Here is a 14,343-nt window from a genome sequence, read left to right on the forward strand (position 1 = left end):
AAAAAAGCCGCCCACATTGGCGGCGCTTCGGGCCATCATGGCCCGAAGCTACACAAACTCATCGCTGTCCAGATCGTCAAAATTCAACAGGTCAGCTTCTTCGTCTGTGTCGGAGCCGTCCACCTCGTACACCGTGTATTCGTCCTCCAGCTTTAGTCTCAATGGCCGGTGGCGGAACAGGCTTTCCAAGTGGAAGGCGTTTTTCTTTTTGTCAAACTCGGCTGTGTACTTGTAGTTGGGGTGCTTTTTCAAATCATATTTGGGAGAAAAGAAGGGCGGAAGCCCTCGAAGCTGCAAGATACACTTGTCTCCCGGCATAGTGGTGATCTCGCTGGTGGTCATCAGCTCCCGGCCAAGCCGCTGCATATTCTGGCTGTAACTCTCGGACTGGCCCCGGCTGCGGCCTTCGGTCTGCATGGAGATAGTGGCCTTGCCCAGCCAGTTTTCCGAAATATCCTTTAGGGTGGAAGCCTCCCGGCCTCCGAGGAACACGATACTGTCCATGTTTCCCATGATGGTTTCGGAATGGTCCTTGTACAGCGCCTTGCATTGGCTCATGGCCTGATAAAAGAGCGTCAGGCTAATCTCCCGGGAACGGATAACGGCAACGATTTTTTCCAGCCCCGGCACCTGTCCCGTGTTGGCCGCCTCGTCCCACAGCACCCGTACATGATGGGGCAGGCGTCCGCCGTAGGTGTTGTCGGCCCGTTCACACAGAAGGTTGAACATCTGTGAGAAAGCGAGGGCCACAAGAAAGTTATAGGTGGTGTCCGTATCGCTGATAAGGAAAAACAGCGCCGATTTTTCATCCCCCAGCCGGTCAAGCTCCAGCTCGTCATAGGACATGATCTCCCGAAGCTGGGGAATGTCAAAGGGGGCAAGTCTGGCTCCGCAGCTAATCAGTATGCTCTTAGCTGTCTTGCCGCTTGCCAGCTTGTACTTCTTATACTGCCTCACAGCAAAGTGCTGGGGACTCCGGCGCTCCAGCCCGTCAAACATATAGTCCACCGCGTTTTTGAAGGTTTCGTCATCCTCCCGGACCTCCATGCTGTTTATCATTTCCACCAGCGTATTCATGTTGCGTTCTTCCTCCGGCCCCTCAAACACGATGTAGGCCACAAGGGCGCAGTACAAAAGGGTTTCGGCTTTGGTCCAGAACTCGTCGCCCTCCTTGCCGTCGCCTTTGGTGTTGGCGATCAGGGCGGTGACGAATTTCAGCACGTCGCTTTCCGTTTTGATGTAGGCCAGCGGATTGTAGTGCATGGATTTGGAGAAGTCGATACTATTGAACACCCGCACCTTATATTTCTCCCGTTGCAGGAACCGCCCGCACTGGTCGAGGGTGCCGCCCTTCGGGTCCACCACCACATAGGAGGAATGGGCTTGAAGGAGCTGCGGGGTCAGCCAGAACCTTGTCTTGCCCGAGCCGGACGAGCCGATGACGCAGGCGTTTAAGTTGCGGGCGTTGGCGGGTATCCTCGGGCGGGTGTTCATGGTAAGAAACTCCGTCCCGGTCAGAATAACATTGTTCTGAAATTTGGGGTCTACAAACGGCTTTATATCCTCCTTTGTTCCCCAGCGGGCGGTGCCGTACTCCGCATCCCGCCGGAATTTCTTTGCCTGCTTGATTTTGGACTGTATCAGCAGATACACCCCAGCCGCACCGGCGAGGCCCACCAGCAGGTCAATGCCGCCCAGTCCCGGCCAGTAGGTTTCAAAGGCTTTGGGGAAGGTGTCGAGCATCCCCATGAGCTTTGTCCCGAAGTCTGCGCCGGGGGCGATACGGTAGGCCGTCCCGATTTTGGAGAAAAACCAGAACACAAAGAAGTACGGCAGGTTGGGGAGCACATATTTTCTGATCTTGTCACTCAACGTCCGTCCTTCACCGCCTCTCTGGTCCGCTGCTTCTCCTTCGGCTTCGTCCTGATCTGCTCCGTGAGCTTGCGGAGCTGGCCGAGGATAGAAGTCTTGTCCTGGTCTTTGTTCAGCACCTTTGTACTGTATTTCTGGAAGGCCGCCGTGATGGCGTCCGCCTGATTGGCTTTGAAAAACAGCAGGTAATGGCCGGGGCTCACTTTATGGAAAGCGTAGTCCACATGGAACTCCTTCGCTATCCGGTCAAAATCCTTTGGCGCGCCCACATACTGCATGGCGTTTTTACCGCCGTAGTGGTTCATCAGCTTCTTCACGCTCTGGCGGCCCTGCGGGGTCAGCGCCTTCCGGTGGTGCTTTTGCAGCGCCCGAACCACCTTGCCAAGAGCGGCGGCCAGCACTTTTCCCGTCAGCTTTGCCGTCTTGATCGAAAGGGCAACTGTTTTTTGGTTTACTTCTTCCTGCATAAAACCTCCTTTCCGTCAGGGCTCCCGGTAGACGGGAGGCCCCCGTACACTCCGGGGCAACAGAAAACCTCGGGCCAATGTGGCCCGAGGCTTACCGCTCGGCATCCCTGCCGGACGGAGCTTTCTTTTCCGGCTCCGTCTGGACTTTTTCGCCCTGTTCCCGCATGGTCTGCAAGATAGAGGGCTTCTTTTGAAGCTGGGAGGGCTTTTCGCCGGACAGCGGCTTGATACATTCCAGACGGTCAGTCGCCCGGATGGCGTTGTCCGTGAGCTGCCGCTGCCATGCGCCCACGCTGGGAGCCCAGCGAAAGCCGTTGCTTTTCAGCTCGGCCCGGGTGTCCGCGTCAGGCTTTCCGTCAAAGAACACCTGCAAGCGGTTGTCCTCCCGGTTCATTTCCACACGGCCCCCGTCAAACTCCCAGCCGGAAAACTCTCGCTGCGCCTGTTTGGAAAGCTGTTCGATACGGGCCTTTACCCGGCGGATCTCCGCGTTGTTGTTGGTAAGCTGGTAGCTTTCAAAGGGCCTCGGGTCGCTCCGCCAGCTTGACGCCATGCTGGCTTTCAGCTTTTCGATCTGGTCAGGCGACAGCAGCGCACAGCCGTCCAGCTTGCCATGCTTGCGGTAATAAGCGTTGACCTCCTTCATAATGAGCTGGGAACGTTCCAGCCCATCCAGCTTTTTCTGGAGCTTTTCAATGGCCGCCGGGTCATCGGCGCTGATACCGCCCATACCGGTGCTGCGTATCTTATCCAGCAGCCCTTGAATATGCCGCCATTCCTCCATGTTGCTGTCCCGCGCCCGGTTCTGTTTTTCTTTCTTTCCCACCGGGAAATTGGAAGGCCCCGCGATCAGCACAGAGGGAACTCTTGCGTCAATGGCAAAGCCCTGGTTCATGTTTTCGGCCAGCTTGCGGGCGTAGGTGTCTAACAGATGGTCGATCTTCTCATGGTACATGGGGTCTACCCGGGACTTTTGCTGTTCGGCTATGGCTGCGGCCTTGTCCACCATTGCCCGGTATTCCGCCGTTGCGCTCCCTTCCTTATAGTCGGAAAAGCTGTTCATTTCCTTTGCCCGGCGGGCGGCCCCTTCATTGATGGGGTAATAGTTGATGGTATGCACCTCCTTCATGCTTCGGGCCATGTTGGCCCGAAGTCTTACCGTTCCTCATGGGAAGGCCCCGCCTTGTCCTTTTGCGGAACGGGCGGGGCCTCTTGAAACCGTTTGAGCGCGCCGAGAATGGAATGGACGGGCTCGGCCTTTTCGGGATAGGCAAATACCCGGTGTTCCGGCGGTATGTCCTGCGTCCCGTGGTAATGCTCCTTAAAGCCCACCGGGTCCGCCGCCACATATCCGCCGGGAGCGAATACGCCGCCCTCGTTGATACGCATATCCCGCCCGTATGCCTCATAATCGAAGTAGCCTTGAATGTGCTCCGGTATGTCGATGGTCCCCAGCTCGTCGGCGTACAGATGGCCCAGCCCTTCATCATCGGAAATATCCGGGTAAAAGCGGTAGAGGTCAAGGTTCTGCGTCAGGTTGATTAGGTCCTTCACGCTGCCCGTGTGTTTTCCCAAGACAAGAGCGGACTCAAAGGTTTCCAATCCGCCCTTGTCCCGTACTTCCAGCAGGGCATGGCCCAGCTCGTTCAGCTCGTCGATGTTCTCGTACTCGTCCAGATAGTCGTACAGTCCCAGCACATCGCTGTCAAAGCTGGTAATAAACACTTCGCTGTACCGCTTTCCGTCTATCCCGATTTTGGCAAGGGCAGCCTGTACCTCCTGTGTGGTCGTGGGAAAATGTACCGTTGTTCCCACTTCAATCCCCATCATGGGGTACAGGGCCGTGTTGGTTATATAGGCTTCAAACATGGGCTCAATCCTCCTTTCCGTCCCTGTCTGCCAGCACTTCATAAATCCCGGCCATGATGTAATCGGCGCAAGGGAGAGCAATCGCATTTCCCAGCGCCTTGTAGCGTTGCAGAGGCCGGATTTCCTCGCCGTCCGCCCCGTACTTTGTCCAGCCCTCCGGCAGCCCCATCAGCCGCTCACTTTCCGTTTCCGTCAAGAAGCGGATACAGCCGCCGTCCGGGTCGCCCTCGTACCAAAAGGCGAAGGGCGTCACGTCGCTGGCTAAAAGAGTGGGAAAAGGGTCAGTTGGTAATCCGAAGCTGTTTCGGAAGGCGGTTTCTTCCTGCCTTTTTGCCGCTCCCCGCATACGGAAGCATTGAAAGGGGTGGATGACTGGTATTTGCCGCCCTGTTTCAAAAGAAGATGTTCGATCTCCTTCGGCGGCGGTCCGCCCGCCCTCTCGGCAAGGCGGAGGAAGTGGGAGCATTGGACGGGGCTTAAATAGTATGTCGGCGGCACGTTTGCCTCTAAAATCCGCCACGATGAAAATTCGCTGCCTTCGCGCCAGCCTTCGGGAGCCTGCCCAATACTGGGCGTCCATGAGCCGCCAGCACACATCAGGCGTTCCCCCTCGCACCATTCCGGCGTTTCCCCATCTTCCAGAAGGAGGCATTGGAACTTCGGTGTCCGAGAAGGCGGATAGGACGGCTCTAAAATCCATCCGGTCATTTGTAGAAAACGCTCCCATGACGTTTTCCCAAACAGCGATAGCTGGATATAGGTTATCAGTGGCATCCCTCATTTCCTGTATGATACGAAACGCCTGATAAAACAGGCTGGATTTTGCCCCGGCAAGGCCGGAGCGGTTGCCGATCAGAGAAAGGTTCTGACAGGGAGAGCCGAAGGTTATCACATGGACAGGCGGGATTTTTCCGCCGTCCACCTTCGTAATGTCCCCCAAGTGCGCCATATCGGGAAAGTGCCTTTTGGTTATGGAGATCGGCGCTTTTTCAATCTCGCTGGCCCACACCGGACGGATACCGCAGCGGGAGGCCGCCAGAGGGAAAACGCCTATCCCGTCAAAAAGGCTCCCCAGCTTAATGTCCGGCATGACCCGGGCCGCCGTGTCCCTTCACGGCAAGAACCCCGTCCAGCGTAGTAGCCGCGATACCCAGCCGCCCGGCAACCGCAATATCGTTTTTCACATCCTCGTCCACCGCACCGCCGCAGACGATCAGGGTATGGGAGCGCCGCAGCATATCCCGGCGCATATCAATCCCGGCCTTATGTTCCTCGGGAACGCTGTCATTCAAGAACAGCGGAAGATACAAAAGCGGGCAGATGGGGGAAAAGCCCGCCTCATAGGCAAGACGGCAGTAGTGGGCCGCCAGCTCCATATCAATATCCGGCTCACCGCTCCATGCGGCGGTCAGATAGGCCAAAGGTCGTTTCATTGGTTCAACCTCCATTTCTTTCTGATTTGCGGAAAGCAAGGTTTCGCCCAACCCCTCCGCCCCTTCCCCCGGGAAGGGGGACGGCTCTGGAGAATTTATATCCCCGTCGCTTGTCCGGGAAAAAGCATAACCGGGAGAAATCCGTCAAGGGTGCCTCTGGCACCGCCTGCGGCGGCGTTGCCCTTGACTGATTTTCCCGGCTATGCTACGGAATAACTGGCGACGGGGAATAATTTATATTTCCAGAGCTTCGGGGCGCGGGGCAGCGCCCCGCAATCCTCGGGCCATCTTGACCCGAAGTTTCGGCTTACTTTTCCGGCTCGGTTTTCTTCTCCGGCTTTTCGTGTTCTTTCTGCTGGCCCTTCCAGTCGTCCAGCAGCTTGATGATCTGGTCCTTCATTTCCCTCGGCGTGGTTTCCTTGCCGAAGTATTTGCTCAGTTCCGCACCCGTCAGAATCACTTTGTCTACCTCCTTTTTGTCCTCCATCATAATGCCGTCAATCACATCCCCGTTGAGCAGCTTCTTTTCGTCCAGCTCCCGCATACGCTTTGCCTGCGCCTGCGAAGGCGAGGACTGCTGGCTGTCGATGGCGACGGCGATATAGTTCTGGTTCTTCTTGCCGATGTAGGAAAGCTCCACCGCCGTAGTGAAGCCCAGCTTTTTCTCGTCCATCAGCTTCATCAGGTCGGGGACCAGCTCATTCAGCCGGATATACCGCTGCACCTGCTTGACGGCCATCTTGTTCCGCTCGGCCACGATCTCGTTGGAGCGTTTGCCTGCGTCCTTCGGGTCAATCTGGCCCGAAGTTCGGGAGCCCTGGTGCTTGATGGCCTCAAGCTGCATTTTCAGAGCTTTGGCCCGCTCGCTGGGGAGAATTTCTTCACGCTGGTTCAGATTGTCCTCCACCATCTGCGTGATGGCTTCATCGTCCGTCAGGTTGCGGACGATACAGGGCATATCCGCATATCCGGCAAGCTCGCTGGCCTTCTGGCGGCGGTGGCCGGACACGATCTCATAGCCGCCATCCTCACGGGGACGGACGATAGCGGGCTGGGTAACGCCCTTGTCCTTGACGCTGGACACCATAGCCCGCATTTCTTCATCGTCCCGGACCTCAAAGGGATGGTTTTTGAAGGCGTGGAGCTCGTTCAGCTTGATATATACGATCTGTTCCTCGCCACGGCGGGGAGCCTCCTTCGGCCCCTCGGGTTCCTTCGGAGCGGGAGCGGCCTGCACCGTGGGAGTCGCTTTTTTCTCCGGTTTCTCTTTGGGGGCCTTTTCCTGCTTTTTCTGTGCGGGGGCTTTGGGCTTCGGAGCGGCGGCCTTGTCCTTATCCTCTTTCGGAGGACGGCCCCGACGCTTCGGCTGCTCGGGCTCTTTGGGCTTTTCCTGTTTTCCTTCGGCCTTTTTCGGAGCCTCCGGCTGCTTTTCCGGTTTCTCCGTTTTTGCCGGGGCAGGCTTTTCCCCGCCGGAAGCTGCCGCTCGTTCCTCGGCCTTCTTTCCTTTCATAATTTCAGCGAAGTCATAGACGGACACCTGCGGGCTCTTTGCCTGCTGTTCCGTCTTTTTTTCGGCCTCCGGGGGAATAGACGTTTTCTCCGGCTCGGGCGGAGTTTCTTTGCCCGGGCCGGTATCCGTTACCGGCTGCTCCGGCATTTTCGTGGTTTTATCATCTGCCATAAGCACTTACCTCCTGTTTTTGGGCGTAAAAAAAGGGGCTCAACTTTTCAGTCAAGCCCCGTGGGAAGTTCCTCCTTTCTCCGCCAAGATACAAAAATACCGCCCGTAGTCTCGTTTGGGCGGTACTTTGTGTAAGATTGGCAGTCCATTATTAAGTTTTTTATTATGTTCCCTTTGTACACCGTTGCAAGGGTCAATCCAAATACCACCAATCCCCAAATTGTATCGGCAGTTAAAACAAGAGCGATCAATCCAAATAACACAGAGTACGCCAACGTGAAGATACCACCCACAAGGAAAAAACCAATCGTTGTATTTTGCAGCGCAAAAAACAACACGCAAACTCCAATGCCAACAAGCACAGATAATGCTGTATGGACATGTGCAAAGTGGTGACAGCATACACCCGCAACGATTCCCATCGCAATGCTGTCAAACAAAATAATTTGACCGAGCCACAGACCCAAGATCGTTGCTACCACTCCAATCGCCACACTGAAAGCAATAAGAAATCCGACTCCTACAAGATAACCCATATACTTACCTCCCGTGTATTTTGATTCTACTACATAATACTACACAACGGTATTCTCGTCCAGGATGTCACTACCGACTTTGCTTGTCTTTTTTAGTACCCTGCAAATGCGCATGTCTATCAGAGCAAGCACGACTAGCGGCGGCCAAGGTCTCTCGCACACTTACTTTGGATCTACGAACGGACGCCGAAACCTCATGTTGCAAGTTCTGATGCACATACTCTTTGCAACGCTCTTCATCCATTCGGAAATCACAGCAGCGTTTTACCAGGGTTGGCCACGCTTTCCCTTGAACTATCATCGCATGTAATTTCTCAGCCTGCTTCAGAATGCGTGTACGATGAGAGTTGCACCATGATAGTTGATTGGATAGCAAGTTCTTATAATCTCTATCTGCTTTGGAATCGCCAGAGGTAATTCTCATATCAACCTTTTCAACACATTCCGGTACAACCGGAATCATGTTGTTGAAATTAATGGCTCCCCAAGTTCCACGATTCACTTTCATAAAATCAACCTGGTTCTTCATATTCAGGTGCTTGGGCTTTGGTGATGTCAACGGCGCATAATATTGAAAACCATTAACGCTGAATACGATACCAACAAAAGGACGCGCCGACTTTTGATCCATCGTATAAGGGACACACGGATCAGCATCTCGAAGGAAATCACAATACGCAGCGTTCACTTTATAAAACGAAAAACAACTCAATTGAAAGCCTCCTTAAAAAGCAAGGGGCTGAGTGCAACACTCAGCCCCTCGCTATTTTCGCTCCCACTGTATGGTAGGGTACACCGCTGCTTTCGCTCCCACTTCAGCTCTCGCCTGGTAGGGTACACCGCTGCTTTCGCTCCCACTTCGGCTCTCGCCTGGTAGGGTACACCGCTTTTTGAGCATCACTACTCTTCATTATTATTATACCCTTTGCAAAAAAATATGTCAACATCATCTCCGTTCGCTCCGCTGAAAGCGGCGTTCATGCCAGACCATGAACACCTGTCCAGCTCTGCTCTGCTCAACAGTTGCTAACTGGGGCCGGGGGCCTATCCTTTGCGCCCCTCCTGGGGGCGCACCTTCCACGTTTCATGCAGTCCCGTGAGCTTCCCTCGCCGGGAGGGCATCTCCGATGGGCAAGGGCTGCGCCCTTTGCAAACCTGCTTGTTTTCTGGCCCGCAAAGAGGCGGGCCACAAAACTGGCAAGCAATGCATGTGGCCGACCACATGCGATTTTTGCTTGTTGGTGGCAGCGCCCCCAACCCCCCTTGAACACAGAATTTCATTCTGTGGCTACACGTTCTTCGAACGTTATTGTCCAGCTATCGCTGAACATTATTTCTTTCTTTTTTACCACAGTAGTCGTCTCCAAGAATGCGGTCAACATTGGCTTTCGCCGTAAGTAGTTGCCGCATTTCTTCTCGGACGCCTCTGTATTGCCGATATGCTTCTTTCTTCTTTTCAAGAAGTTGTGCATACTCGGTCTGAAGTTTTTTTACTGTCGGAAGTTTCTCAACAGCAAGTTCATCGAATGCTTTTTTCGCTGCCTGGTGAAGCAAGATTTCATCTATGTGGCTATCGCGAAACTTCTTTGAGTAGCCGGATTTTCGGTAGGCCACATAGGTCTCTCGGGTCTTGGCATAGTTGATGATATGAGTCCGAAGCGCAGCAATCTCCGCCATGCGCTTTTCCGCTGTCTTGATCTCCTCCGACAATTCATTATGGCGAGCTGTGGCATCCCCTTGTCCACAAAGTTGTCCTTGACATAGGCCCGGACAAGGGCAAGCTGCTGTTCTCTGGTAAGCTCGCGGGGGAGGGCCGCCTCAATTTCGCGGGCAAGCTGGCTGTCCCTGGCTTTCTCGATCTGCTCCACACTGTTCCAGAGGGTGGAACGGTCTGCAAACTCCGGCGGGGCATGGGCGGGCAGCATGATTTCCGCATGGACAACGCCGCCTTTCCGGGTGTAATCGTGGGTCTGGCCGTCCCATTCATTCGTCAGCTTGGTTCCGCTTCGGTAGGCGGCTGCGGCAACAGCGGAACGGCCCTCGCTGCGCTTGATGATACTGACGGGAATATGGCAAAAATCTATGAGTGGCACCTCCTTTCGGCGGGGATATTTCAGGCTCCGTGGAGCCGAACAGACGCGAAGCGGGTGTTTGGCTGCGCGGGGCGCACAAGGGGTTTGGGGAGTGTAGCGCCCCATCGCGCTCAGAGAGCGCAACAGCCCCGGCAGGGCGCACGACACCGGCAACGGTGTATAAGTGCGCCCTTGTAAACAAGGGACTTACGGCTTGTCCCCGGATTTCGGCAGTTTTGCGGCCAGTTCCGCCGCCCCCGGAAGATGGGACAGGGCAATCAGGAACGCCTTGACCTCTACGCCGGGAAGGCCGGGGGCCAGAGGGAAAACGCCCTCCAAAATGGCCCCGCGCTCAATCAGGCGGCGGGTGCGGGCCTTGCGTTCCTCATTGCGCTGCTTGTTCTCCAAAATCTTCTGGCGGTTCTCAAGCTGCCGGATTTCCTTCAGGACTTCTTCGCGCTCGTCTTTTTTCTGTTTCGCTTGGGTGGTGATTTCTTTGTGCATATCGCTTTCTCCTTTGGCGGCTTCATCCAGCCGCGCCTGATATAATATTTCTGTAACTTGATAATGGCGTTGCGAACCGTGACAATAGCATAGAAGCGAGGTTTATAGATGACTTTGTCAACAGGTCCAGAGTTTTGCGCAAATTGGTTTGCAGCCCCTGGCGTGAATGAAGTCAGCCAGCAATGGAGCCGTCCTCAAGGGCGGCCTCCAGGTGCTTCATGTTCATGTACTTCTTGTTGCCCCACTGGGTGCCAGCCACATGGCGTAGCCTGGCACAGACCAGCATGAGGGCAGAGTTGCCGTCCGGGAAACTGCCCACCACACGGGTACGGCGGCGAATCTCCCGGTTCAGCCTCTCAATGACATTGTTGGTGCGGATGCGAGTCCAGTGTTCACTGGGAAAATCACAATAGGTCAGCGTCTCCTCGATTCCGTCTTCTACCTTCTTAGCAGCTTCCTTTAGCTTCATCGAGCGCAGCTCCTCCACTACGGCCTTGGCTTTTTCTCTGGCGGCTTTCTTGCCCTCCTGGGCATGGATTGCTTTGAGCATCTTGGCTACCAGCTTTACCTTGGAGCGAGGAGTTACAGAGAATATATTGCGGTAAAAGTGGACGGTACACCGCTGATATTTGGCTTCAGGGAACACTTCTCCCACAGCCTCCAGCATACCAAGACACTTGTCACCAACGATGAGTTTCACGCCATCTAGACCACAGCTACGGAGCCACTGAAAGAAGCTGACCCAGCTGGCTTTGTCCTCTTTCATTCCCTCCGCAGCACCAAGGACTTCACGATATCCGTCCTCATTTACCGCAATCGCTACCAGAATGGCCACATTTTCAAACTCTCCACCCCAGTTGCGGCGCAGATAGATCCCATCCACATAGATATATGGATAGCGCCCGCCTTGCAAGGGACGATTGCGCCAATCCTCGATGTGGACATATGCTTTCTTATTCAACTCACTGATGGTGGAGGGAGATACTTTGGTGCCCCACAAGGCCTCGGTAATGTCTTCCACACGCCGGACAGATACTCCGGCAAGGTACATCTCGATCAGAGCCTCTTCCACACTGCTCTCCCTACGGCGATAGCACTCAATGATGGCAGTTTCAAAGGAAATGCCCTTGAGCTTGGGCACCTTGAGGGTGACGTCCCCGGAGGTGGTGGTAAGGTTACGGCTGTAATGGCCGCTGCGGTAGCCCTGGCGCTGTTCATTGCGTTCATACCGGGCCGCCTGGGTCAGCTTCTGAGCCTCGGCCTCCAGCAGCTCGTTGAGGGTTTCTTCCACGCTACCTCGTACCAACTCCTTGAGCTGCCCCTTGATAACTTCTTCATTTAGCTGTACAATCTTTTCCGACATGGTTTGCTGTCTCCTTTCGAATGGTGGTGTCGCAACTTCATTCTACCAGAGATCTGCAAACCATGTCTCTTTTTATCCACTTTTCAATTTGCGAAACTTATTGTACCTTATCCTCCGAGCTGGTGGCAAAGTAAGACGAGGGCGGCAAACTCCTTAATTGGAGCTTGCCGCCCTTTTTCACTTAGGACCATTATGGCCCCAAGTGACACTAATGAGAAACATCATAATATGATTATATTTCCGCTATTTATGGATGCACAGAGTTTTTCAATGCAGGAAATAATATCTTTGGCTTCTCTTTTTCCTACATTAACATTATTGTGTACGATGTTATTGCGTATTTTTCTATACTTCTTTACTTTGTAAAGAGCTTCTTCATCTTCAGCATTATTCGTGTTTAACAAATTTAGGGATTCCATCAGAGAGGTCCTTACAAAGTCGTACTTTCTGGATAAAGTTATTTCTAAAAACCTAAATGCCGCAATAACGGCAGCATTGTATTCACCCTTGTCAAACAGCCTCAAATAATCCTTTTCGGCTTCCGGTTCGTTTTTCTTGCCGTTATTGTGCGCTTGTAAAAAATCATTTAATGTGTCCACAAAATGCTTGTTATCACCATATAAATTATATTTGAAAAGATGTAGACCTTGTAAATCAAATGGCAAAATATCCGATTGATCTTCATCTACAATCAATATAGATAGCTTGTTCTTGCTCATTATGTTTCCTAATTCCCACATAATATTTGCGTTGTTACCAGAGAGATCAACAATGGTCATTGAAGCTTTTGAAATCAGAGCGTCAGTCTTTCGTGTTATAATTTCGCCTGGCATTATAGTTTCGTCTAATGATATGGGAGAAATACCGTTATTGTATAATACAGGATATAGCAAATCTTTAAGAAAGGATAATCTTTGATATGGTGCTGAAATATAACAAAGTCTATTATCCGTCTCCGGCATTTTTAATTCTTCGGAAGCCTTCTCGTTTGTGAACACCATTTGTTCGGGGAGCTTTTCATCAATAACTTGCTTAATCTCAGAAAAAAACTCATCCAAAATATCAGGATAGTCGGCTTTGTCACCCGGAAGATTTATAACTTTAATATTTCTTCTCTCAAAACGTGCTATTTCTATGGGGCTGGCATCTACTAAAACTACATAAGCAGGAGTGCTTAGTTTCCCGAGGCGGGAACCAATAATTTGCCACAGTGTTCTAATATCGCTGTCGTCAAAACTATATCCTATAAGTAATAGCGTTTTAGTAATAAATAGGTTGGATATGTATGTTGATAAAATTTTGTTTTTATCAACATATATATCATAATCGTATTCGGTTATTACCATTCTTTCAGGATGATTAAAATCTCCATGCAGTTTAATAAGTTTAGTTCTTTCATGTGTGCTTATTGGAAGGCGCTCCTCTGAAACTACCATCGAAAAAGGAATGTGTTTCTCATTTAATGTTTGTTCAATGAGGAAATCAAAATTTGTCGTGCAAATAGTATCAAAATAAAGATCGCAAAATGTCCGATGTGTTTTTCCCGGCTTTAGATCATTAACATAGAGTTCTCTTGCCAAAAGTTCAATGAGCTTAGTCCTTGAAAACTCACTTTCAAACAACGATAATGCGTCAATGGCATTCGTATAAGTGTAATTGGGAATGTATGTTGCCACTTTTTTCCCGAGCCCTTCCCAATCTAAAATGCTCGCACCCTCTGGGGCAATAGCATTTTTTGAAAAGCCTGCCCCAACAAACGGAATAACTCTATTATCAATAAAATCTTCTTGTAATGTCTTAGGAATGTATTTCAAATATTTTCCGCTCATTGGTATTCCTCCGTTGCCCGCTTTTTAATAATTCTATCTCTTGCGTGCCTGTTCGTCAACTAAAGACTGGGTGTAGTAATACACTGGGGACAGGATTCACTAATCTTTTGCGACATTTATGTCCCCAGGCAGGCATGGTAAAATAGAGATAGAAAGAATAAAGGAGGTTTTGATGATGAAGATACTGCTGAAAATATTGGTTGCGCCCTTCGTTCTGGCGGTTCTGGTGGTGTTTCTGTTTGATATTTGTGCCTTCCTGTTGACGATTGCCTCCGTGATTCTGGCGGTGCTGGGTATCGCCCTCTTTTTCACGCCGACACCCATCGGCGGGATTGTATTTCTGTTCCTCGCCTTCCTCCTTTCGCCGTATGGGCTGCAAGCGGCGGCGTGCTCTCTGCTTTGGGCACTGGACGGAGGAAAATCCGCTCTGTATCGGTTTCTGACAAGTTAACTTCGGGTCAGCATGGCCCGAAGCAGGAAAGGGTGGCTTGAGGCCACCCTTTCCTGCTTTATTCTATATCTACATACGAAAAAGATTGCGGGGCAAGTGTGATATTGTAATCTAATAAATCTCGTGGAGGATCAAATATTTCCACTTTTCCTAATTCATAGGCGTATGCTGTTTTGCACCCATGAAAATATTCCCGATATTTTTTTCTGCTAATGCCCGCGTTACTTTTAGTCTGTTCCCATAAGGTGGAGGGAGCTGCACAAATA

The 14,343-nt window shown here is 52.1% G+C and carries 13 protein-coding genes and 3 pseudogenes; 1 reads left to right on the forward strand and 15 read right to left on the reverse strand.

The genetic code is table 11. The features are described 5' to 3' along the window. Nucleotides 1–48: 48 nt before the first annotated feature. The 14 genes and pseudogenes from B5F12_RS09455 to B5F12_RS09525 form a co-directional block, all read right to left on the reverse strand. The gene (locus B5F12_RS09455; protein ID WP_087233719.1) at nucleotides 49–1,872 is read right to left on the reverse strand and encodes a type IV secretory system conjugative DNA transfer family protein; all 1,824 of its coding nucleotides are present in this window, start codon (nucleotides 1,870–1,872) and stop codon (nucleotides 49–51) included. Then, nucleotides 1,869–2,339, reverse strand: a complete 471-nt coding sequence (locus tag B5F12_RS09460) for a PcfB family protein (protein ID WP_021419861.1) — start codon at nucleotides 2,337–2,339, stop codon at nucleotides 1,869–1,871. The genes B5F12_RS09455 and B5F12_RS09460 overlap by 4 nt, the downstream gene beginning before the upstream one ends. A gap of 91 nt (nucleotides 2,340–2,430) precedes the next feature. Next, nucleotides 2,431–3,480, reverse strand: a complete 1,050-nt coding sequence (locus tag B5F12_RS09465; RefSeq protein WP_087233723.1) for a hypothetical protein — start codon at nucleotides 3,478–3,480, stop codon at nucleotides 2,431–2,433. 14 nt (nucleotides 3,481–3,494) lie between these two features. Further along, nucleotides 3,495–4,208 carry an antirestriction protein ArdA gene (locus tag B5F12_RS09470; protein ID WP_087233728.1) on the reverse strand — a complete coding sequence of 238 codons (714 nt, stop codon included), beginning with the start codon at nucleotides 4,206–4,208 and terminating at the stop codon, nucleotides 3,495–3,497. A 4-nt stretch (nucleotides 4,209–4,212) separates the two neighbouring features. Further along, on the reverse strand, nucleotides 4,213–5,298 hold the full coding sequence (locus B5F12_RS09475) for a DNA cytosine methyltransferase (RefSeq protein ID WP_087233731.1): 1,086 nt from the start codon (nucleotides 5,296–5,298) through the stop codon (nucleotides 4,213–4,215). Continuing rightward, nucleotides 5,285–5,641 (reverse strand): hypothetical protein, encoded by a 357-nt coding sequence (locus B5F12_RS09480; protein WP_036744842.1) that lies wholly within the window; start codon nucleotides 5,639–5,641, stop codon nucleotides 5,285–5,287. Before B5F12_RS09480 ends, B5F12_RS09475 begins: the two co-directional genes overlap by 14 nt. Before the next feature lie 307 nt (nucleotides 5,642–5,948). Beyond that, nucleotides 5,949–7,322, reverse strand: coding sequence for a ParB/RepB/Spo0J family partition protein (locus tag B5F12_RS09485; RefSeq protein ID WP_242954938.1), 1,374 nt, complete (start codon nucleotides 7,320–7,322; stop codon nucleotides 5,949–5,951). A gap of 47 nt (nucleotides 7,323–7,369) precedes the next feature. Next, nucleotides 7,370–7,858 carry a hypothetical protein gene (locus B5F12_RS09490; RefSeq protein WP_087233737.1) on the reverse strand — a complete coding sequence of 163 codons (489 nt, stop codon included), beginning with the start codon at nucleotides 7,856–7,858 and terminating at the stop codon, nucleotides 7,370–7,372. 70 nt (nucleotides 7,859–7,928) lie between these two features. Next, nucleotides 7,929–8,570 (reverse strand): type III toxin-antitoxin system ToxN/AbiQ family toxin, encoded by a 642-nt coding sequence (locus B5F12_RS09495; protein ID WP_207752446.1) that lies wholly within the window; start codon nucleotides 8,568–8,570, stop codon nucleotides 7,929–7,931. Nucleotides 8,571–9,175: 605 nt separating this feature from the next. After that, nucleotides 9,176–9,589: pseudogene (locus B5F12_RS09500) on the reverse strand (relaxase); the annotation flags it as partial. Then, nucleotides 9,589–9,951 (reverse strand): annotated as a pseudogene (locus B5F12_RS09505) (MobA/MobL family protein); the annotation flags it as partial. The pseudogenes B5F12_RS09500 and B5F12_RS09505, both read right to left, overlap by 1 nt. Before the next feature lie 186 nt (nucleotides 9,952–10,137). Continuing rightward, nucleotides 10,138–10,434, reverse strand: coding sequence for a DUF3847 domain-containing protein (locus B5F12_RS09510; protein ID WP_087233740.1), 297 nt, complete (start codon nucleotides 10,432–10,434; stop codon nucleotides 10,138–10,140). Nucleotides 10,435–10,606: 172 nt separating this feature from the next. Beyond that, on the reverse strand, nucleotides 10,607–11,797 hold the full coding sequence (locus B5F12_RS09520) for an IS256 family transposase (protein ID WP_087233743.1): 1,191 nt from the start codon (nucleotides 11,795–11,797) through the stop codon (nucleotides 10,607–10,609). A 221-nt stretch (nucleotides 11,798–12,018) separates the two neighbouring features. Continuing rightward, nucleotides 12,019–13,626: an SIR2 family protein gene (locus tag B5F12_RS09525; protein WP_087233746.1), complete on the reverse strand. Its 1,608-nt coding sequence runs from the start codon at nucleotides 13,624–13,626 to the stop codon at nucleotides 12,019–12,021. Between the two features lie 175 nt (nucleotides 13,627–13,801). Between B5F12_RS09525 and B5F12_RS09530 the strand changes: the two genes are divergently transcribed. After that, nucleotides 13,802–14,077, forward strand: a complete 276-nt coding sequence (locus tag B5F12_RS09530) for a CD1845 family protein (RefSeq protein ID WP_087233749.1) — start codon at nucleotides 13,802–13,804, stop codon at nucleotides 14,075–14,077. A 58-nt stretch (nucleotides 14,078–14,135) separates the two neighbouring features. On the opposite strand, the pseudogene B5F12_RS12050 reads toward B5F12_RS09530, so the two are convergent. After that, a pseudogene (locus B5F12_RS12050) lies at nucleotides 14,136–14,343 on the reverse strand (hypothetical protein); the annotation flags it as partial.

It is taken from the genome of Pseudoflavonifractor sp. An176 (genome assembly GCF_002160435.1).
GTDB lineage: Bacteria > Bacillota > Clostridia > Oscillospirales > Oscillospiraceae > Enterenecus > Enterenecus faecium.

Excerpts from the sequence above, each read along its gene's own strand:
- B5F12_RS09460 (WP_021419861.1), bottom strand. The coding sequence starts at position 2,339 with ATGCAGGAAGAAGTAAACCAAAAAACAGTTGCCCTTTCGATCAAGACG.
- B5F12_RS09465 (WP_087233723.1), bottom strand. The coding sequence starts at position 3,480 with ATGGCCCGAAGCATGAAGGAGGTGCATACCATCAACTATTACCCCATC.
- B5F12_RS09470 (WP_087233728.1), bottom strand. The coding sequence starts at position 4,208 with ATGTTTGAAGCCTATATAACCAACACGGCCCTGTACCCCATGATGGGG.
- B5F12_RS09475 (WP_087233731.1), bottom strand. The coding sequence starts at position 5,298 with ATGCCGGACATTAAGCTGGGGAGCCTTTTTGACGGGATAGGCGTTTTC.
- B5F12_RS09480 (WP_036744842.1), bottom strand. The coding sequence starts at position 5,641 with ATGAAACGACCTTTGGCCTATCTGACCGCCGCATGGAGCGGTGAGCCG.
- B5F12_RS09485 (WP_242954938.1), bottom strand. The coding sequence starts at position 7,322 with ATGGCAGATGATAAAACCACGAAAATGCCGGAGCAGCCGGTAACGGAT.
- B5F12_RS09490 (WP_087233737.1), bottom strand. The coding sequence starts at position 7,858 with ATGGGTTATCTTGTAGGAGTCGGATTTCTTATTGCTTTCAGTGTGGCG.
- B5F12_RS09510 (WP_087233740.1), bottom strand. The coding sequence starts at position 10,434 with ATGCACAAAGAAATCACCACCCAAGCGAAACAGAAAAAAGACGAGCGC.
- B5F12_RS09520 (WP_087233743.1), bottom strand. The coding sequence starts at position 11,797 with ATGTCGGAAAAGATTGTACAGCTAAATGAAGAAGTTATCAAGGGGCAG.
- B5F12_RS09525 (WP_087233746.1), bottom strand. The coding sequence starts at position 13,626 with ATGAGCGGAAAATATTTGAAATACATTCCTAAGACATTACAAGAAGAT.
- B5F12_RS09530 (WP_087233749.1), top strand. The coding sequence starts at position 13,802 with ATGAAGATACTGCTGAAAATATTGGTTGCGCCCTTCGTTCTGGCGGTT.